This window comes from Aquimixticola soesokkakensis (assembly GCF_900172375.1).
Classification (GTDB): domain Bacteria; phylum Pseudomonadota; class Alphaproteobacteria; order Rhodobacterales; family Rhodobacteraceae; genus Aquimixticola; species Aquimixticola soesokkakensis.
On sequence record NZ_FWFS01000001.1, the window covers coordinates 41,640 to 61,348 of the forward strand.

The window sequence follows — 19,709 nt, forward strand, 5'->3', positions numbered from 1 at the left end:
CGGTGTGTTCGCACAGGCGGGCGCGTGCCGACGCCTGTGCGGTACGGGGCAATCCTGCCCCGCGCTACATGCCTATTCGGCGGCCACGGAAGCCGCCTGATTGATGTATTCGACCATCGCATCTGCCGCTTCACGACCATCGCGGATCGCCCAGACCACAAGGCTTGCGCCGCGCTGGATATCCCCGCAGGCATAAACACCCTCGATGGCGGTCGCATGGCTGGTAAAGTCGGCTTTGACAGTGCCCCAACGGGTCACGTCCAGCCCCTCGGCCCCCCAAAGGGTCGGCAGATCCTCAGGCTCGAACCCGAGCGCCTTGACCACAAGATCGGCCTCTTCGATGTAATCGGCCCCTTCGATCACTTCGGGGGATTGGCGCCCCGAGGCATCGGGCTGACCCAACCGCATTTTTTGCACCATCACGCCCGAAACGCTATCGCCCGCAGCCGCAAACCCCTTGGGCGCAGCAAGCCAGACGAATTCCACGCCTTCTTCCTCGGCGTTTTGCGTTTCGCGCTGGGAGCCGGGCATGTTGGCACGGTCGCGGCGATAGAGGCATTTGACCGAGGTCGCCCCCTGACGGATTGCCGTGCGCACACAGTCCATCGCCGTGTCACCACCGCCGATCACCACGACTTTTTTGCCCGCAGCGTTCAACTCGCCACTTTCGTATTCCTCGACCGTATCCCCGAATCCGACGCGGTTGGAACAGGTGAGATAGTCGATGGCCTTGACGATCCCGGCAGCGCCGGCACCGGGGCCTTGCAGGTCACGCGATTTGTAGACGCCGGTCGCAATCAGCACAGCGTCATGTTTGCCGCGGATCGCATCAAAGGTGATGTCCTCGCCGACATTGCAATTCAGCACGAACTCGACGCCGGATTTTTCCAACTGCTCGATGCGGCGCAACACCACATCCTTTTCCAGCTTGAAGCCCGGAATGCCGTACATCATCAGCCCGCCGGCGCGATCAGAACGCTCGTAGACCGTCACCTTCAGGCCCGCGCGGCGCAAACGGTCCGCTGCGGCCAGACCGCCGGGACCGGAGCCGATGATGCCCACGGTTTCTTCACGCTCGACGGCGGGTTTGATGACTTCGACCCAGCCTTCTTCCCAGGCGGTGTCGGTGATGTATTTCTCGACCGAGCCGATGGTCACAGTGCCATGGCCGGATTGTTCGATCACGCAATTGCCCTCGCACAGGCGGTCCTGCGGGCAGATGCGGCCGCAGATCTCGGGAAAGGCGTTGGTCGCTTGCGAAATTTCATACGCTTCCTTCAGGCGGCCCGTCGCGGTCAGGCGCAGCCAGTCGGGAATATTGTTGTGCAGCGGGCAGTGCGACTGGCAGTAGGGCACACCACATTGCGAACAACGCGAGGCTTGCTCGTCGGCTTTTTCGCGGGCAAACTCGGCGTAGATTTCATCAAAGTCCTGTTTACGGACATCGGCAGACCGTTTCGTCGGCATGTCCCGACCCACAGTCACAAATTTAAGCATCGGCTCTTTCGCCATAGCACACCTCTCCCATAAACGATTGTCAGCTAGATAAACCGGGTCTGAAAAAATGAAAAGTCATAAGGACTGACCTATTTGCGGATTTTTATAGCCCAGAAACTGAAATGTGGCAATATTCGATGAAAAATAGGTCAGCATAGTTTCCAAACATACCGATTTCCCTGTAGAACCTGAACATATCGTCGCGCTGCGACTCAAAGGACTTTTCGACAATGAGTATTCTCTACCTGCTGTTGGTCGCCATCATCCAAGGCCTTACAGAATTTCTACCGGTCTCCTCTTCAGGCCACCTGATCCTGCTCCCCCTGCTCACCGGAATGCAAGACCAAGGCCAAGCAATTGACGTTGCTGTGCATGTTGGCACGCTGGGTGCCGTTATTTTCTACTTTTGGCGCGAAGTGCGCGTCGGTCTGCTGGGCATTCCGCGCATGTTGACCGGAAGAATCGACACCCCCGGCGCGAAACTGGCGTTCTTGCTGCTGATCGCGACCATCCCTGTCATCATCCTCGGTTTGATCCTCAGCGCAAGCGGCCTTTCGGATGCGCTGCGGTCGGTCAAAGTGATCGGCTGGACCATGCTGATTTTCGGGCTGGTGCTGTATTGGTTCGACCAGAAAGGCCCCGAAGTCAAAGAGGACCGCGACTGGACGCTCCGCGAGGCTGTGATTCTCGGCCTGTGGCAAGCGATTGCCCTGATCCCCGGCACGTCGCGCTCGGGCATCACGATGACGGGCGCGCGCGCGATGGGCTACAAGCGCGAGGATGCGGCGCGGATTTCCATGCTGATGTCGATCCCGACCATTCTGGCCTCCGGCCTTTTGCTTGGTGTCGAAGTTGCCGGTGATGCCAACTGGGCGCTGCTCAAAGATGCGGCGATCGGAGCCGTCTTTGCCTTTGGCGCCGCGCTTTTGGCGCTGACGCTGATGATGCGCCTGCTGCGCTCGATCAGCTTTACGCCCTATGTGGTTTACCGTGTTCTCCTCGGCCTTATCCTGCTTGCGCTGGCCTATAGCGGGCACCTGCCGGATGTCTCGACCGTCTGACCCCACAAAATGCCCCCTCGCAAACATAAAAAAAGCGCCCCCATCGGAGGCGCCTTTTCATCAGTTTCAGGCATTCAGATCAGGACTGGCGCAACCCTTTGGCGCTGTCCTTGATCGCCGCATACTGCCCGGAGGGTCTGTAAACCCACAGGTAGTCGGGCAAAATCGCTTCCATTGCCGTGGGCTTGAGACCAAGTTGCGCAAAGCCCTGCGCACCCTCGGACACCACATTGTCGCGCGACAGGTTTTTCAACTGATCGCCGGTGAGAATGCTGTTATGAAACAGCCCCAAAGACACCGCCTGCAGTGCGCCAAAAGCGCCGGCCAAAATCTTGCCGACAAAAAACGGCTGGTTCATCACGAGGCGCTTGCGCTTGATGACCTTGAGCATCACCTGCATCAGGCTCGAGAGGCTTTCAACGTCGGGACCACCCAGTTCGTAAATCCCCCCCGGCGCATCGCCGGTGATACCCGCAACAGCCGCCTGGGCGACATCATCGACGTAAACCGGCTGGAACTGCGTCTTGCCGCCAAAGATCGGCAGCACGGGGGTCAGCGTGGCCATATGGCCAAAGCGGTTGAAGAATTCATCCTCGGACCCGAAAACAACGGAGGGTCGCAAGATCATCGCACCCGGGAAAGCCGACAGCACAGCCGCCTCGCCTTGCGCCTTGGTGCGCGCATAGTCGCTGTCGCTCTCGGCATCCGCGCCAATGGCCGACAGATGCACCATTTTGGCGACGCCTTCCTCGGTGGCGATCCGCGCGATGCGCCCTGCCCCTTCGGTCTGGACAGCCTCAAAGCTGTTCTTGCCCTTTTCGGTCAGAACGCCGACGCAGTTGACCACCGCATCCGCCCCCTTCATCACCGCACGCACGGAGGCGTCGTCACGAATGTTGCAAAACACCGGCTCGACCTGACCGACCGTCCCGTAGGGTTTGACGAACATGGCAAGGTTGGGGTTGCGCGTCGCCACACGGACCCGCCAACCGGCTTTGGCCATACGGCGCGCAATGTAGCGGCCGACAAATCCGGATCCGCCGTAGATCGTGACAAGCTTGGTCATCTGCATCTCCACGTTCAAATGCTGCTTTTGCATAGCTTTTGCCACGCTTGAGGACAAGCTAGTATCGCCGCGCAAAGAAATCATGAAAAACCTCGTTGACACCCCCCGCCGCTCTGTTTAAACGGCGCTTCACGACATCAGCCCAGATGGCGGAATTGGTAGACGCGCACGGTTCAGGTCCGTGTGCCGCAAGGCGTGGAGGTTCGAGTCCTCTTCTGGGCACCAAGTCTTTCCGACTACCAAAGGAAAGGCGCAGGCGGCAGGCGCAGCAAGATCGCGCCGCGCATCACGGCCCTTCATAGGAGCATTCGCAGCATTATGAAGAAGAGCCCCAAAACCACCAATTTCCTCTATCAAGGCGACCTGCCCGACGATCTCGATCTTGGCCCTGTTGTCGCGATCGATTGCGAGACGATGGGTTTGAACCCGCACCGCGACCGTCTGTGCCTTGTGCAGCTGTCAAGCGGCGATGGTCAGGCCCATATGGTGCAGATCGCGCGCGGACAAACGCAGGCCCCGAATCTGTGCAAACTTCTGCAAGATCCTGATGTATTGAAACTTTTCCATTACGGTCGCTTTGATATCGCCGCGATGTTCAACACCTTTGGCGCTTTGGCACAGCCCGTTTATTGCACCAAGATTGCCGCCAAGCTGGTGCGGACCTTCACCGACCGCCACGGGTTGAAAAACCTCTGCGAAGCGCTGTTGAAGGTCGATATCTCCAAATACCAACAGATGAGCGACTGGGGCGCTGCCGAACTGACCGCGGCGCAGCTCGACTATGCCGCGTCGGATGTGCTGTACCTCCATCGTCTGCGCGCGGCGCTCGATGACATGCTGCTGCGCGAGGATCGCATGGCGCTGGCGCAGTCGTGTTTCGACTTTTTGCCGACGCGCGCGCAACTTGATTTGGCCGGATGGCCCGACGTGGACATCTTTTCGCACTAACCGCCCAACGGGCCGCCCATCGGGAGCACTTGGTACATGGCCGTTTTCGACAACCGTCATTCGCGCGCCGTGGCCTATGCCAAAGTGATCCTGCCCCTCGCGGCTTTGGCGATGCTCGCCACGCTGTTCCTGTTTGATCGCGCCCCCGGCACCGCTGATTCGATCCCCTACGCCCGCGTCGATGTCGAAACATTGGCGCGCGAACAGCGTCTCGGCAATCCGACCTACGGGACCGTGACCGAGGATGGCACCGCCATCACCTTTCGCGCCAATGCGGTGCGCCCCGAAGCGGGTGAAAGCGATGTGGTCAATGCAGCGCGCATGACGGCGCGTTTCGAGACCCCTGACGGGGCCACGCTGGATCTGACTGCGGATGAAGGGGTCATCGACGGGCGGGCGCGGATTGCGGAACTGGGCGGGTCTGTCGACATCGTGACCTCCACTGGTTATCGCATGACCACCGACCGGATCGCCGCCGAACTGGACCGATCCACTGTCGAGACCACCGGCGCGGTGCAGGGCAGTGGCCCGGCTGGCACGCTGGAGGCGGGGCGGATGATTCTGACACAGGATGCCAGTAGCGGTCAGTATCTTCTGGTTTTCAACGCTGGCGTGAAGCTGGTATACGTGCCGCAGAAATAGACAGGACATCCCAGAGTGCCTTTGATCCGCCCCCTTGCCGTTGTCGCCTTCCTCCTGCTTTGCTCAGGCGCGCAGGCGCAGCAGATTGCCTTTGGCGGCTTGCAACAGGACCCGACTGCCCCCGTCGAAGTCACCGCCGACAGCCTTGCGGTCGATCAGGCGACGGGATTGGCCACCTTTTCGGGTAACGTCCTGATTGGACAGGGTGAAATGAGGATGAGCGCGGCGCAGGTCGTGGTCGTCTACGGCACCACCTCCGAGGAAATCGAACGTCTGGAAGCCAGCGGCGGCGTGACCTTGGCCACCCCGAGTGACGCGGCCGAGGCGGACAGCGCCAGCTACACCATCGCCAGCGGCGAAGTGACCTTGACGGGCAATGTTCTGGTAACCCAGGGCGCAAACACCATCGCCGCCGAACGCATGGTCATTGACCTCACCGCCGGGACCGGCCGCATGGACGGGCGGGTGAAAACGACATTCACCCCCTCGGGCGCGCAATGAGCGACACACGCAACAGACCGGGTTTGGGTCTGAAAGTCATCAACCTGCGCAAAAGCTACAAGAAGCGCACGGTGATCCGCGATGTCTCCCTGACGCTCGATCGCGGCGAGGTCGTAGCGCTTTTGGGGCCCAATGGCTCGGGCAAAACCACCTGCTTTTATTCCATCGCCGGACTGGTGCAGCCCGAAGGCGGGCAAGTCATCGTCGACGGGCGCGAAATCACCACGCTGCCGATGTATCGCCGCGCCAAATTGGGCATCGGCTATCTGCCCCAGGAGGCCTCGATTTTTCGCGGGCTCTGCGTCGAGGACAACATCCTCGCGATCCTCGAAATCGCGGTCAAAGATTCGGTGCAGCGCCGCGAGCGGCTGGAAGAATTGCTGTCGGAATTTTCCATCGCCCACCTGCGCCGCGCGCCCTCTGTGTCGCTGTCGGGCGGTGAGCGCCGGCGCGTCGAGATCGCCCGCTGCCTTGCGTCAAACCCCGCCTATGTGCTGCTGGACGAACCCTTTGCCGGCGTGGACCCCATCGCGGTCGGCGAGATCCGCGGCTTGGTGTCCGACCTGAAAAATCGCGGCATCGGCGTGCTGATCACGGATCATAACGTTCAGGAAACATTGGGGATTATTGATCGCGCCTATATCTTGCACGATGGGCATGTTCTCAAATCCGGCACCACGCGCGAAATCGTCGACGACCCCGTCGTGCGCAAGGTTTATCTGGGCGAGAACTTCAGGATTTAGTTACCCTGATCGCAGACCCAGTTGACAATGCATCTGTTTCAGACCCCAATATGACGGATGCATGACGTTGTTTCCATCTGTCGTGCGGCGCCTTTCTTCGGGCTGTCCAGCACTTGCCGCGCTCGACCTATCGCAGGTCGCCCAAGCTCTATGGCATGGCCCGTTTCCTCCCGAATTTCGAAGTACACGCAGGCAGTGACTTTGCCTGCGCGTACATAATCTGCATCAACAGGAGGTGTTATGCGGTACCAAGTCAGTGGCAAACAGATCGACATCGGTGAAGCGCTTCAGGCGCATGTCGAGACCGAACTCGGAGTGGTTTTGGACAAATATGCCCACAGGCCAACCGATGCGCTGATCGTCTTTTCGAAAACCGGCGGCGAATTCCAATGCGAATCCGTCGTCCACCTGTCGACGGGGCTGAACGCACAAGCCAGCGCCCATGCCCATGATATCTATGCCGCCTTCGACGCTTGCGCCGAGAAAATGGAAAAACAACTGCGGCGGTACAAACGCCGTTTGAAAGACCACCATAAGGATCGCGTCGAGCCGGTTGAACTCTTTGGCGCTTCCTCGTATATCCTCGCCGCATCGGACCACGAAGACGAGCAGGAACCCGATACGCTGACCCCGATGATCATCGCGGAGATGGAGACCAAAATCCCCACGCTCTCCGTCGGTGAAGCGGTGATGCAGATGGAACTTGCAGGAGCGCCGGTTCTGGTGTTCCAGAACGAGAAGAAGACCGGAGTAAATGTGGTCTACCGCCGCCCTGACGGGAACATCGGCTGGATAGACCCCCAGATTTCAACTTGAGGATCCCGCGCCTGTAGGCTCGGGGCAGGACTGTGGCAGTTTATGGATCTTACGAGCCTACTCAAGCCCTCGGCCGTCAAGGTCGTGGGCAAGATCACAAGCAAGAAACGTCTGTTTCAGGACTTGGGCGAAATTGCCGCAGCAAGCTATGGGATTGATTTCAACAATGCCATCGATGCCCTGCAAGAACGCGAAAGCCTTGGCCCCACAGGTGTGGGCCATGGCATCGCTTTGCCCCACGCGCGGCTGATCGGGTTGAAAACGGTTGTGGGTGCCTTTGTGCGCATCGAAAGCCCTCTGGATTTTGATGCGGTCGATCGCCAGCCCGTCGATTTGGTTTTTGCGCTATTTGCCCCTGTCGACAGCGGCGTCGAGCACCTCAAGGCCCTCGCCCTGGTGTCGCGCACGATGCGTGACCCCGCGATCTGCGCCAAGCTGCGCTCGAACAGCGATGCGGTGACGCTGCATGCGGTTCTCACCGAAGGTCCGAACACGCAGGCCGCCTGACGCCCCGCCGCGAACACCCTCCCGAATGCCCTTCGACGGCCCGCAGCGCCTAGCGCCAGCGTCCGAAGCCATACATCAGATAATCGCGCTGATAGGCCGCTTTGACCGCCTGCTCGACCTCGTCGGAGTAGACCTCCTCCAGGGAAAAGGGCGCGTCCTCCTCTGCCTGCCCCACAGCAGGAGCCGCGCTTATGCCAGCGCGTTTTGCCAGATAGGCCAAATCCTGGGCCATCTCTTCTTCACGGATCAGCGTGTCAGGTTGGGAAAACTGGCCAAATCCTTGAATCACCTCGCATTGCGACGCCCAATGATGGTCAACACGCACCGAGGTTTGCTGGTTCAAGTTGCCTTTGATGAACTGCGCAAAGGCGATAAATGCTGCACGGTGGGCCTCCAGCGTCCAGCTTTCATCCACCTGCCCCTCAGGGAGCGGCAAGGCGTAGGCTTCGCGCAGCGTGTGGCGGACTTCACCGAAATTCTGCGGCCCCGTGTCCAGAATGTAGCGGCAGAACACCGAATGCAGCCGCGCCACAGGATGGCGCAGCACCGTAAAGCTGCGATGGCCTTTGTGCTGGCGCTTCCATTTCTTCAATGTCTGTTGGGAGAAATTGCGCGCTAGATCCTCGCTTGCAATCCCATCCACGGCCGCCATCCAGTCCTCGATCACCGCAGTCGGTCCGCCCTGCACCGGCTGGAACAGCAGCCCTGCATCGGGGGTCGCAACATAGCTTGGCACCAGAGGCCCGCGCCGAGGCTCGAAACTGGGGGTCTTGGAAAGATTGAAGTAGTCGATGGTCGCCAAATCCGCGACCATTTCGTCGAAATTCTCCACCTTATCTGCCAAGCCTTCGGGATTTTGCACGCGGGTGGTTGTCGCAATCTGATCGCGCGGCTCGTCGTAGCCCAGCCATTTCACCAGCCCGTTAATGACGTTGATGTCCTGCACATCTTCGTAATTCATCCAAAAGGCCGATTGGCCGCTTTCTTGCAGCCCGCGCAAAATACGTTCCTGAAAGGCGACGCGCTGGTCTAGCATCCTGGCAAACTGCGGCGCCTTGTAGGTCGCCTTCACGCCGTCCTTTTTCTCGACAAGATCCTTCATCACCCAATCTTGCGATTCCTCTGCGATGCGCCACGACACGTAGCTTTCGATCGGATTGCGATTGAGAATGACCTTGCCGCAGCGCGGGTCTTTCATGCAGTGGTCAAACATGCGCGGATCGTGATCATGGAAAAACCGAAAGCCCGCCAAACCGTTCTTGGTGCTTTTGGTGCGTTTGCGGATGGCGTTGAGGATGCTCAAAGGATCTTCCTCGCGCATCTCCAGCGTGATGTTTTGCATCACCTGTTGACCACCACCGCCGATGAACCACGGGTTGTAGATTTCACCCCAGACACGGATGGACGGAAATTCGTTCAGATTGGACTGAAGGAAATTCGACCCCGTCCGCATTTCCGCGAAAATCACGAAATAGTCGAATTTATCTGCCATCTGCCGTTACCTCACCAAATAGGGCCGCCGCTGTTCTTTGCGCGGTCGGTCGGGTTCGTTGTTGGTGGGGAAGTCCCCCATCAAATAGGGATGCATCCCCTGATTTTTCAGGTTTTGCAAGAATTGTCCAAAGCCTGTCAAATCCACCATACGCGGCGCTTCGGCCAAACGGCGCACATTGCGCGCGCCGATTTCGTCGATGATCGCTTGCAGCGGCTCCATCGGGCTTTCGATAAAATCGGCCATCGTCCAGATGCGCACCCGTGCCTTGGTGTGGTTCGAGCGCAGAATCTCAAGATGTTCGCTTTCCACCTTTTGCAGCCATGCCGCCTCGCGCCGGATGTCAGCGAAATTGCGATTGGATTTGAACAGCGGCACGGCCCAAGCGCCCGTGATAACGCTGATCTGGGCATTGGGGTCGGTCGCCACCATCCACGAAATATACTGGTTGTCGCGCGGCCCGAACATGAAGCACTGCCGCTCTCCGCGGGTGCTCCACAGCATGGCCGTGAGGTAACCGCAGGGGTTGTAGTCGCGCAGTCGCGCATTGCTGGGCAACGCCCCCGACGAAGTCTCGCCGCCGCCGGAAAACTGGGCACCCTCGGGCGCATAGAGATGCCCGTGCACGCGCGCGCCCACCGCCTGCCCCAGCCAATCCTCGAAATTCTCGAAAATATCCGAAAACCCTTCGAAAATCGAATAGGCCGCGCAGGTTTTCCCGCGGTCCACGCCCGATCCTGGAAACCGGCTTTGCATATATAGCCCGTCGCGCCCCTGTGTGCGCCGCTCCACGGCTTTGGCAAAGATGCGGTCGATCTTGCCCGGGTTGGGTTCCGTGCCCTGCATCAACGTATGGTTCGAGCGCAGGAACGTTGCATAGAGCCGATCCGCGCGCGCCCAGATCTTGCGCGCGACGAAACAATCCGAACGGCGCAGGAGTTGCAGGTGATCGTCGTAAAACGTGTGCGGCTTGCCCTGAAAATCGAACTTGGACAGGGTCAGCGAGCGGCTTTCGACATTGTTGGAATATTTGCGCACGAGCGTTTGAAAGTAGCTCTCGTCGGGAATCCAGACGCGGGCAAAATACCGGTCGTATTCGCGGCGACGGGGGTCAGCGAGGATGGCCGAAAGGGTCTGGCGCGTCAGGCACCACCACTGGCTGCCCATATGGGGCACCAGGCCCTCCGGGATGACGCGCTTGACCTTAAACTTGCGCTGCAACTCCACGTATTTGTCAAACAGCTTGCGATGGCGTTTCCACGAAAACGGAAAGCGCAGCGTGAAGCGTTCCCAATCCAGCCCGCCAACGGTCCAAGGCACATCGTCGGTGGTCACGCTTTCGATGAAATTGGTCTGCGGGCGGGCCGCTAGGTAGCGTTTCAACTCCTCGACGGGCCGCAAGGGCAGGCAAGACCCCGAGGCCATGAAGACATGGCTGACCTGATCAAACGACTCCAGCATCACCTCGCAGGCGTCCTGCGTAGCAGCCACCAAAGACCAGCCCCCCCAATCACAGCGATGGCGACGCGAGAATTTCACGTTGGGCAGATCGGCCAGAGAGGCCACCAACGGGTCGTGCTTGGCGCTTGGCACGCGGCGATCCACGTGGATCACCACCGGACAGTCCTGCGTGGCCCAATGGCGCGCGACCTGTTCGGCGCGGTGCAATTCTTCATGAACCAGCATGACAAAGCCGACTGTCATGCCCAGTTGCCTTTCGACATGAGGCCCAGAATTTCAAGCTGGCGCCAGTTGATGTATTTCTCGGACCACTTGCACCAAAGATCAGGATTGTCGCGCAGGCGGGTGTGATAGGCTTTGTATTCCTGCGAGCCGGAATAGTGCTGGCGGCGGCTCAATTCCTCCGCGGCCTTGGCCGAAAACGTGTCGAGGAATTTCGCATGCAACAGAACGCCGGAGGCCTTTTCGCCGCCGCTCTCGTCGTAGACATGGTTCAGGCTGCGCGGCAAAAGCGAGTGGGTCGAGGAATAATAGGCGTAGCTACGATCCCATTTCACCAACGGAATCTTGTTCAACGCGGGGGCGGCTTCGGGTTTGTCGGCGAAAAAGGCCCGCATGCGCGGCCCGCCCTGAATCCACAGGTTTCCAATCACATCGTTCTTGGAAATCATGTAGTTGCCACTATCGAACCAATGGGCAATTTCCATCGGATCCTGCCCCTCGTGATAGGGCTGCGCATCCAGAGCGCCCTTGGGGTACATATCCAACAACATCGCCGAAAACGAGCGGATCGAAGAGGCATCCAGCCAATCGGTCAGGGCGCGTACCGGCCGTGTGTCGCAAAACGGAAAGACGAAAAATTCATCCGGGTCAACGACCAGCGTCCAATGGCCATGCGCATATTTGCGCTGCAGCCAGTTCAGCCAGTCAACGCCGAAACGCGCACGCCGATAGCTTGCCTTGGTGGTCCAAAGCGACACATCGTCCTGTTGCAACAGAAACTCGCGCGACCCGTCATCGCTGTCGTTGTCGACAAAGAAAAAATGGTTCACCCCGAGGTCGCGGTAATATTTCAGAAAATAGGCAAGGCGGATTTTTTCATTGCGCATCGTGCAAAACAGCAAAATGTCGCCCTTGCGGACCTGTTTGGTGCGGTTTTGAACGGACGTAAGTTCACGACGACGCCGGAACGCGCGAAACAGGCGGTACTTGCGCCGCCAACGCATCCGATACTTGTCTCTCCACGCGCCCAAAGGCTTTCCCCATTTTGCCCGATTTTACCGACTTCGGGCGGTCAGATCAGCGGCAAAACACGCGCGAAATGATCGTCCCAATCCGGCAAGTTGCGCAAGGCTCGCGCCTCACAGCTTGCATTGTAGTCGGCTTCGCTTAAATCCGCGAAATTCTTCAGCTTTGTTTCCCATAAATACATATCAGTTAAGGGCGCGTAAACGGGATAGTCACCTAATGTTTCAGCGTAGATCGCCAAATCGTTGCAAATCACCGGAACGCCCAGCGCCGCGGCCTCCATCGGGGGCAGGCCGAACCCCTCGGCAAAGCTTGGCATCAGCAAGCCGCGCGACGATATGAGCATCTGCGCGACCTGCGCATCCTCCAGCCCGTGCCACAGAAAAATATCACGCTCGAACAGGGGCGATGCGTGCAAACGGTCGAAAAAGGGCGCCATGTCCCAGCCTCTTGCGCCGATGATGTGCAGAATGGGGCGCGGAGCACTCATGCGCTCCCATAGGTCGAGCAAAAAAGCGTGATTTTTGCGCGGCTCGATCGTGCCCAGAACCACAAACGCGGGCCTTGGGGACGGGGCGCGCCCGCCCGTGGGCACAGCGATCCGCACCCCGTTGTGGGCAACGGTGATGGGCGGGCTGTCGGGCAGATGCGCCGTGATACGGGCGGCGGTATCATGGGACACCGCGATGATCCGGTCGGCAAACGCCCCCACTGTGGCCATGCGGATCGCAAAGGCCTCTGCCACGCCCGCGCGCGTGAATTGCGGAAAATCCAGGGGAATCATGTCGTGGACCAGCACGGTAATCTGCGCCCCACCTGCGCGCAGCGCCACCATGACCTCGCGGCGCAGGTTGGAATGGCCGACGTTGATATAGCTGACACCGCGCGGCACATGTCGGCGCAACATCCGCCCAAGCCCGCGCGGACGTGAGCGCGCCAGACACCAGCGGCGCAAATCGCTTTCGGCCCGGGCGCGCCGCGAGGGCGTGCGATGGGAAAGGCGCGCAAGCAGGTCGCGCGGCCCCCATTCCCCCCTCTGCAGCGCATCATGGACCCGCGCAACGCCCGCGCGATCCAACAGCACGTAGCCCAAAGTTGTGCGCACCAAAGCAAAAAGCGGCCCCTGCTCTCGCAAAAGCCGCTCCAGATATTCAAACTCGACCCGCTCGACACCAGAGCGCGCCGCGGCATCCGCGCGCGCGATCAGCCGTGTCAGGTCCAGCAGCCGCGCCATGTCAGCGGTCGTAATGCCCGCTTTGATGCCAACGCCACGCGTCGGCAATCATCGTCGGCATGTCGGATTTGTCCGGCGCCCAGCCAAGCTCGACCATGGCCCGCTCCGACCCTGACACCAGCTTGGTACAATCGCCCGCGCGCCGCGCGCCCTCGATGATCGGCACTTCCATATTGGTCACGGCACGGCTTTGATCGACGACCTCGCGCACGGAAAACCCCTTGCCGGTCCCGAGGTTGAAAACGCGGCTTCCCTTGCCTTGTGACAACCATTTGAGGCCCAGAACATGCGCATCCACAAGGTCGCAGACATGCACGTAGTCGCGGATGCAGGTGCCATCGGGCGTGTCGTAATCCGACCCGAAAACCGTCAGCGCATCCCGCTTTCCGGCAATCGCATCCAGCATGAGCGGGATCAAATGGGTTTCAGGTTGGTGGAATTCACCCACTTCGGCCTCGGGATCACATCCCGCAACGTTGAAGTAGCGGAAGATAACAGACCGTAGCCCGTGGCTTTGTTCGAAATTCTCCAGAATATCCTCAATCGCGCGTTTGGATGCGCCGTAGGAATTGATCGGAAGTTGCACGGAGTTTTCATCCAGCACCACACCATCCTGATCGCCATAGGTCGCGCAGGTCGAGGAAAAGACGAAATCCAGACAGCCCGCCGCAACCGCCGCCTCGATCAATGTCAGCGACCCGATCACGTTGTTTCGCCAGTATTTTCCGGGGTCCTTCATGCTTTCGCCAACCTGGCTGAAGGCTGCGAAATGCATCACGGCGACAGGTTTATACTGCGCGAACACCGCATCCAACCGCTCGCGGTCCAGCAAATCGCCCTTGGCAAGAGGACCGAATTTCACGGCCTCTTCCCAACCGGTCGAAATATTGTCGAAAGTGACGGGCGTATAGCCCGCCGCCTTCAACGCTTTACAGGCGTGCGAGCCGATATAGCCCGCACCGCCGGTCACCAATACATTCTGCGTCACACCGCGTCCCTTTATTCAGGCGCGTTACTGCGCCGCAGCCTTCATGGCGACGGTTTCTTCAAGATAGCCCATCAGTTCGTCACGCAGTTCTTCGCGCGCAAGGCCAAAGGCCACGGTGGCCTGCAACATGCCCGCCTTGGAACCGCAATCGAACCGCTGGCCGCGGAAGCGGAAGCCATAGACGCCACGCTCGGTTTCGATCTCGTCGGCAATCGCATCGGTCAGCTGGATTTCACCACCCGCGCCTTGCTTCATCTTGTTGAGGTTCTTCATCACATTGGGGTCAAGGATGTAGCGCCCGATCACGGCAAGGTTGGACGGCTCCTCGCCTGCGGGGGGTTTTTCGACCATCCCTTTGACGGAGACCGACGACCCCATGTCTTCCTTGATGTCGAGAACGCCATAGGAGGACACTTTGTCTGCGGGCACTTCCATTGCCGCAACCATCGAGCCGCCGGTTTGCGCATAGGCTTCGACCATCTGCTGCAAACAGGGCGTCTCGGCGGCGATCACGTCATCGGGCAGGATGACCGCAAAGGGTTCCTTGGGATCGAGGAGGCGCCGTGCGCACCACACCGCATGTCCCAGACCCAGCGCCTTGTGCTGACGGATATAGGCGATCTGGCCGCTATCCATGTTGGTCATCTTCATTTCTTCGAGCAGCTTGTCCTTGCCCTTCTTGCGCAGTTCCTGTTCCAGAACCGGCGAATGGTCAAAGTAGTCCTCAAGCGCGCCCTTGCCGCGCGAGGTGACGAAGATGAATTCCTTGATCCCCGCAGCGCGGGCTTCGTCAATCGCATACTGAATGAGCGGACGGTCAACGAGAGTCATGATCTCCTTGGGGATGGATTTGGTCGCGGGCAAAAACCGCGTCCCCAGACCCGCCACCGGAAAAATCGCCTTCGTTACTTTACGCTTCATCTTAAAAGTCCTTTCTTGCATCCGGTGTAAATCCACCGTGCAACTTCACAATGTCCATATGGATAGCGGAACGGTGATTTGACGTCATCTCAATTTCCAAGATCATCCGTCAAATTGCGTACTACCGCCACTCGGTCCACTTCCATTTTCACGCGCGCGGTCGGTTTCATCACCTTTTCGGGAGAATGCGCGCGCTCACTTCTACTCCAAACGCCACCGGTTTGTTCCCAAAAACCTGCCCTAGTGTACCGAATTCGGTGACGCTTTGGTGAAAGGTGCAACAAAAACAGGCTAACCGAGTCGCCTTTCGCCGCCAAGGCCGCTGCCTGAGCCCGCAGGGTTCGTCGCGCCAACCAGCCTCCCGCCACAACGACATCGCGGCGCGGCGTCACCGTCGGGAATCGCAAGAAAGCCACCCCGGCAACGGGCAGAGGCTGCTCCTTGCCCAGCGCGCGCTCTTGCCCTGCCGCAAGTCCGCGTCGAAAACTGTCCAACACAGGCGCGACATCGCCCGGGGCACAGCTTCCGGCGACCATATGGCGCACCAGCCTGCGCCGCTGCGCTGCGACATGTGCGGATAGAACCGGCTCGAAACGGGTGGTTTCGGGGGCGTGACGGCGCAGGAACAACACCGTACTCGCCCCCACTTCGAACAGATCCGTTGGCATCCGTGACCCCTTGCGCCGCTCGGAGGCCGCAAACCCGTGATGAACCTGCGCCAAAGGCACAAGGGCGGCGCTATGACCCCGTCGCGCAAGCCGCATCGCCAGATCGGTCTCGTCGTGGAAAAATCGGAACGCGGGATCAAACCCGCCCACCTCAAGCAGCGCGGCACGGCGAAAGGCGCAATTGGTGCCATGGGTTTTCAACACCCCCTCCCGCGATCCGGCTGCAACCAGCATTTCCTGCCCCCTGTGCGCCACGGGGTGGGTATCGCCCAGCGAATCAACCCGTTCGGCGCGGTATTGGAAACTGATGCCGTTGCGCCCGATGACATAGCCGCCCGCCATTGCGACCTCGGGGTGCACAAACGCGCCAACCAGAAACCGCGCCCAAGTCGGCTCTGCGACGGCGTCGTCGTCGATGAATGCAATCACTGCGCCGCCAGCCTGCGCGATCCCAAGGTTGCGCGCGACGGAGATATTGGCCTCGTCATAGGCCACGGTTTTCAGATTGCGCGCAAAGGGCAGCGCCGCAACAGCCGCCAGCCCCTGCGGGTCCGCGACGACGATGATTTCGAAATTATCGTGGGTTTGCCGCGTCAGGCTGGTGAGACAGCGACACAGGGCCTGCGGCCTTGCGCGACTGACCACCACAACGCTGAGCGGCGCATCGATCATTCGATACCGAGGTCTTTCAAAATACCCTCGATGCGCGGCACGTCCTCGGGGTTGTTCAATTCCCAGAATGCCCGCCCCTGTCCATCGACCTCGACACAAAGCACAGGGCGGTTTTGCTCCAGAAAGCGCAACTGCTCCAATCCCTCGAGGGTCTCCAGCGGCCCGATCGGCCAACCGGGGTAGTCGCCCAGCGCCTCGGGGCGGTAGGCATAGACCCCCACGTGGTGGAACACGGGCGTCTCGTCCGTGTCGGCGTAGGGTTTGCCGGTGTAGGGGATGACCTCTTTGGAAAAATAGAGCGCCTTTCGATCGGCGCCGAACACGGCGGTGGTGCCGCCAACGCGCCCCGCTTTGCGATCCTCCAGAAAGCCGTTGAGCGCCCGCCCGTCGCAACGCAACACGGGCGTTGCGATCACCGTGTCGGGGTTGGCACGCAGGCCAGCCACCAGATCCTCGACGAACCATGCAGGCGTCAGCGGCGCATCCCCCTGCAGGTTCACCACGATGTCAAAGCCCCCGCCCAGATTGGCGAAAGCCTCCGCGCAGCGCTCGGTGCCGTTGAAGCAGGCCTCGGAGGTCATCACAACCTCCGCGCCGAAGGCTTCGCAGGCCTCTTTGATCCGCACATCATCCGTGGCCACCACAACGCGGTCCACCCCTTTGACCGCCATCGCCGCATCCCAGCTGCGCCGGATCAGCGATTTGGCCTCACCCGATGCCCCCTTCAGCACCGCAAGCGGTTTGGCGGGATAGCGGGTCGAGGCGTAACGGGCGGGGATGACGACGAGAACGGACATGGTTCAGGCTTTCTTCAGATCAACGCCCGGAGCATAGGCGATGAAGAACGGGTTGGCGTAATCGGCTTTGCCGTAGGTTAGCGGGCTGTGATCGTCAAAGCGGATCACATCGCCGCCCGCCCCCAGCAACACGGCGTGACCGGCGGCCGTGTCCCATTCCATCGTGCGGCCCACGCGGGGGTAAAGATCCGCCTCGCCCGTGGCCACCAGACAGAACTTCAGCGAGGAGCCCGCGCTTTTCATGTCCTTGACGTTATATTTGCCGATGTAGTCGTCGGTTGCCTGATCGCGGTGCGATTTGGACGCCACGACCAACAGCGCAGCATTGTCTGGCGTGGTCACCGACATCGGGGTCATCGCGCCGACGGTGTCTTTGTGAAACGGCGCGGTTTCCTCATAGGATTTGCCGCTCGCATCCGTGATGAACAGGCGGTCTTTAGCGGGCGCATAAACCACGCCGCGCGTCGGCTTGCCGTCCTCGACATAGGCGATATTCACCGTGAAATCGCCGCGACGGTTGATGAATTCCTTGGTGCCGTCGAGCGGGTCGACAATGAGGAAGGTCGATGCTTTTTCGGAATGCGAGTCCGATTGTTCCTCGGTGATCAAGGTTACATCGGGGAAAGCGGCGCGCAGGCCTGCGGAAATCAAGGCATCGGCATTTTCATCGGCTGCCGTCACGGGGCTTTCGTCGGATTTGGATTTTACCTCGAAATCATCGGAGTTGTAGATCTCCATAATGACATCCCCTGCCTCGAGGGCCAGTTTGCGCATGACTTGGGCAAGTTTTTCGTAATCCAAAGGGTCTCTCCGTCCGATAATAACCGCGCCGTGATCAAACGATGTGGCGCGTTGAAATGAAAACACGCCTCCCTTATGATCACTCGTAAAGGGATCGGCAAGAATTCCCTGTCACAAATGGTCCCCACGCCCCACTTGGGCACTAATGCGCAACGCGGCAGGTCAATGTTTCAATATTCCCAACGCCAAAGCGGCTGGACGGCGGCGTTTTCCATCCTGACGCTGATCTTCCACAACACGGTGCGCCACCTGCGCAAAAGCCATGGCAACCCGTTGCTCGGGCTTGCCAACAACCTGATGCAGAACGTGATCCTCGTGCTCACCTTCTACTTCATGTTCTCGATCCTCGGCCTCAAAAGCAGCGCCATTCGCGGCGACTTCATGCTTTATATCATGTCGGGGATTTTCCTGTTCATCTGCCACAATAAATCCATTTCCTCGGTGTTTGGCACCGAAGGCCCCGCCTCGCCGATGATGCAGCACGCGCCGATGAACACCGCCATCGCCATCGTGTCCTCGGCGCTCTCGGTGCTCTACACACAGGTTCTGTCGATCTTTGTCATCCTGTTTGCCTATGATGTCGGCTGGCATCCGGTCACCTTCCAGCATCCGTTGTCCGCCTTTGGCATGCTGCTTTTGGCGTGGTTTTCGGGCTGTTCCATCGGGATGGTGTTTCTGGCGGTCAAGCCGTGGTTCCCCAAGCTTACCGGCATCGTGTCCAACGTGTACACCCGCGCCAATATGATCACCTCGGGCAAGATGTTCGTCGCGAACCAGACGCCCGGGTATCTTTTGGCAATGTTTTCGTGGAACCCGCTGTTTCACACGATTGATCAGGCGCGCGGCTTTACCTTTGTGAACTACACGCCGCACCATTCGAACTGGCAATATGCGGTCTATTTTTCGCTTACGCTGTTCACCCTTGGGCTTTTGGGCGAATTCTTTACCCGGAAACGCGTTTCGGCCAGCTGGTCTGCGGGCCGCTAATCCGCCCCCACGACACGCAGCGTCAAGTTGATGCGTCCCCCTTTGGGCAGCAAGCTGCTGGAGCCAAAGCGGATACGATCAACCCCGTGATAGGCAAGGCGCGCAGCCCCGCCCATCACCACCACATCGCCCGAGGTCAGCCAGTGACGTGCCGTTTTTCCACCGCGCGCAAGTCCGCCCACGCACAAGAGTCCGTCGTCTCCGAGTGATATCGACACAACCGGATAGGAATAGGCCGCCTCATCCGCATCGCGGTGCATCCCCATACGCGCGCCTTCCCCGTAAAAGTTGAGCAAACAACAATCCGGCAGGCGATTCCCGCCAACAAGATCGCGCCAGATGGACAGCACCGCCTCGGGGATGGCAGGCCACGGCGTGCCGCGTGGGTGGGTCGGGCTATAGCGATACCCGCGCGCATCCGCGATCCAGCCCAAACGCCCCGCCGAGGTCATGCGCACCGACATGGATTTGCCCGACGGGGTGATCGGTGAGAACAGCGGCGCGGCGCGAATGACATCGCGCAACTGCGCCACAAGCGACTGACACGCGGGTTTTGCAAGATATCCGCGATGCACCAAAAGCCCGCCAAGATCCAAAATAGCGCCACTTTGCTGTTCATTTTCCACCTTCATCCCCTCTTTCTGCACAAAACCAGCCAT

Annotated in this window: 20 protein-coding genes and 1 tRNA gene; 9 read left to right on the forward strand and 12 right to left on the reverse strand. The window is 59.7% G+C overall.

Features of this window, described 5'->3' with window-relative positions; translation table 11 throughout:
- Positions 1-72: 72 nt before the first annotated feature.
- The gene (locus AQS8620_RS00190; RefSeq protein WP_085834813.1) at positions 73-1,512 is read right to left on the reverse strand and encodes an NAD(P)-dependent oxidoreductase; all 1,440 of its coding nucleotides are present in this window, start codon (positions 1,510-1,512) and stop codon (positions 73-75) included.
- 215 nt (positions 1,513-1,727) lie between these two features.
- Here AQS8620_RS00190 and AQS8620_RS00195 point away from each other — a divergent pair, with 215 nt between their 5' ends.
- Positions 1,728-2,558: an undecaprenyl-diphosphate phosphatase gene (locus AQS8620_RS00195; protein WP_085834814.1), complete on the forward strand. Its 831-nt coding sequence runs from the start codon at positions 1,728-1,730 to the stop codon at positions 2,556-2,558.
- A 79-nt stretch (positions 2,559-2,637) separates the two neighbouring features.
- Here the strand turns inward: AQS8620_RS00195 and AQS8620_RS00200 are convergent, their stop codons facing one another.
- A complete protein-coding gene (locus AQS8620_RS00200; protein ID WP_085835324.1) occupies positions 2,638-3,624 on the reverse strand; it encodes a complex I NDUFA9 subunit family protein in 987 nt (328 codons plus the stop codon).
- 140 nt (positions 3,625-3,764) lie between these two features.
- Between AQS8620_RS00200 and AQS8620_RS00205 the strand changes: the two genes are divergently transcribed.
- From AQS8620_RS00205 to AQS8620_RS00235, 7 genes are all read left to right on the forward strand, one after another.
- Positions 3,765-3,849, forward strand: a tRNA-Leu gene (locus AQS8620_RS00205).
- 93 nt (positions 3,850-3,942) lie between these two features.
- Positions 3,943-4,572 carry a ribonuclease D gene (locus AQS8620_RS00210; protein WP_085834815.1) on the forward strand — a complete coding sequence of 210 codons (630 nt, stop codon included), beginning with the start codon at positions 3,943-3,945 and terminating at the stop codon, positions 4,570-4,572.
- Positions 4,573-4,608: 36 nt separating this feature from the next.
- Positions 4,609-5,214: an LPS export ABC transporter periplasmic protein LptC gene (gene lptC / locus AQS8620_RS00215; protein WP_085834816.1), complete on the forward strand. Its 606-nt coding sequence runs from the start codon at positions 4,609-4,611 to the stop codon at positions 5,212-5,214.
- A 21-nt stretch (positions 5,215-5,235) separates the two neighbouring features.
- The gene (gene lptA / locus AQS8620_RS00220; RefSeq protein ID WP_085835325.1) at positions 5,236-5,715 is read left to right on the forward strand and encodes a lipopolysaccharide transport periplasmic protein LptA; all 480 of its coding nucleotides are present in this window, start codon (positions 5,236-5,238) and stop codon (positions 5,713-5,715) included.
- Positions 5,712-6,458: an LPS export ABC transporter ATP-binding protein gene (gene lptB, locus AQS8620_RS00225; RefSeq protein ID WP_085834817.1), complete on the forward strand. Its 747-nt coding sequence runs from the start codon at positions 5,712-5,714 to the stop codon at positions 6,456-6,458. Before lptA ends, lptB begins: the two co-directional genes overlap by 4 nt.
- A 240-nt stretch (positions 6,459-6,698) precedes the next feature.
- Complete coding sequence (hpf, locus tag AQS8620_RS00230; RefSeq protein WP_085834818.1) at positions 6,699-7,274, forward strand: ribosome hibernation-promoting factor, HPF/YfiA family; 576 nt, start codon at positions 6,699-6,701, stop codon at positions 7,272-7,274.
- A gap of 42 nt (positions 7,275-7,316) precedes the next feature.
- Complete coding sequence (locus AQS8620_RS00235; protein WP_085834819.1) at positions 7,317-7,781, forward strand: PTS sugar transporter subunit IIA; 465 nt, start codon at positions 7,317-7,319, stop codon at positions 7,779-7,781.
- Positions 7,782-7,830: 49 nt separating this feature from the next.
- Here the strand turns inward: AQS8620_RS00235 and AQS8620_RS00240 are convergent, their stop codons facing one another.
- The 9 genes from AQS8620_RS00240 to cysQ all read right to left on the reverse strand — a co-directional run bounded on the left by AQS8620_RS00240 (position 7,831) and on the right by cysQ (position 18,063).
- Positions 7,831-9,273, reverse strand: a complete 1,443-nt coding sequence (locus AQS8620_RS00240; RefSeq protein WP_085834820.1) for a sulfotransferase family 2 domain-containing protein — start codon at positions 9,271-9,273, stop codon at positions 7,831-7,833.
- A gap of 6 nt (positions 9,274-9,279) precedes the next feature.
- Positions 9,280-10,977 carry a DUF5927 domain-containing protein gene (locus tag AQS8620_RS00245; protein ID WP_085834821.1) on the reverse strand — a complete coding sequence of 566 codons (1,698 nt, stop codon included), beginning with the start codon at positions 10,975-10,977 and terminating at the stop codon, positions 9,280-9,282.
- On the reverse strand, positions 10,974-11,960 hold the full coding sequence (locus AQS8620_RS00250) for a glycosyltransferase family 2 protein (protein ID WP_085834822.1): 987 nt from the start codon (positions 11,958-11,960) through the stop codon (positions 10,974-10,976). Before AQS8620_RS00250 ends, AQS8620_RS00245 begins: the two co-directional genes overlap by 4 nt.
- Positions 11,961-12,028: 68 nt before the next feature.
- Entirely contained in the window at positions 12,029-13,216 is a 1,188-nt protein-coding gene (locus AQS8620_RS00255; protein WP_085834823.1) for a glycosyltransferase, read from the reverse strand.
- A gap of 1 nt (position 13,217) precedes the next feature.
- Positions 13,218-14,204 (reverse strand): UDP-glucose 4-epimerase GalE, encoded by a 987-nt coding sequence (galE, locus tag AQS8620_RS00260; RefSeq protein ID WP_085834824.1) that lies wholly within the window; start codon positions 14,202-14,204, stop codon positions 13,218-13,220.
- A gap of 24 nt (positions 14,205-14,228) precedes the next feature.
- A complete protein-coding gene (gene galU, locus AQS8620_RS00265) occupies positions 14,229-15,125 on the reverse strand; it encodes a UTP--glucose-1-phosphate uridylyltransferase GalU (RefSeq protein WP_085834825.1) in 897 nt (298 codons plus the stop codon).
- An 89-nt stretch (positions 15,126-15,214) separates the two neighbouring features.
- Positions 15,215-16,465: a glycosyltransferase family 2 protein gene (locus tag AQS8620_RS00270; RefSeq protein WP_085834826.1), complete on the reverse strand. Its 1,251-nt coding sequence runs from the start codon at positions 16,463-16,465 to the stop codon at positions 15,215-15,217.
- Positions 16,462-17,262, reverse strand: a complete 801-nt coding sequence (locus AQS8620_RS00275; protein ID WP_085834827.1) for a 3-deoxy-manno-octulosonate cytidylyltransferase — start codon at positions 17,260-17,262, stop codon at positions 16,462-16,464. Before AQS8620_RS00275 ends, AQS8620_RS00270 begins: the two co-directional genes overlap by 4 nt.
- Before the next feature lie 3 nt (positions 17,263-17,265).
- Positions 17,266-18,063, reverse strand: coding sequence for a 3'(2'),5'-bisphosphate nucleotidase CysQ (cysQ, locus tag AQS8620_RS00280; RefSeq protein WP_085834828.1), 798 nt, complete (start codon positions 18,061-18,063; stop codon positions 17,266-17,268).
- A 165-nt stretch (positions 18,064-18,228) separates the two neighbouring features.
- On the opposite strand from cysQ, the gene AQS8620_RS00285 reads away from it, so the two are divergent.
- Positions 18,229-19,050, forward strand: coding sequence for an ABC transporter permease (locus AQS8620_RS00285; protein ID WP_085834829.1), 822 nt, complete (start codon positions 18,229-18,231; stop codon positions 19,048-19,050).
- On the opposite strand, the gene AQS8620_RS00290 is transcribed toward AQS8620_RS00285, so the two are convergent.
- A complete protein-coding gene (locus AQS8620_RS00290; protein ID WP_085835326.1) occupies positions 19,047-19,709 on the reverse strand; it encodes an alpha-ketoglutarate-dependent dioxygenase AlkB family protein in 663 nt (220 codons plus the stop codon). The two genes, AQS8620_RS00285 and AQS8620_RS00290, sit on opposite strands and share 4 nt — an antisense overlap.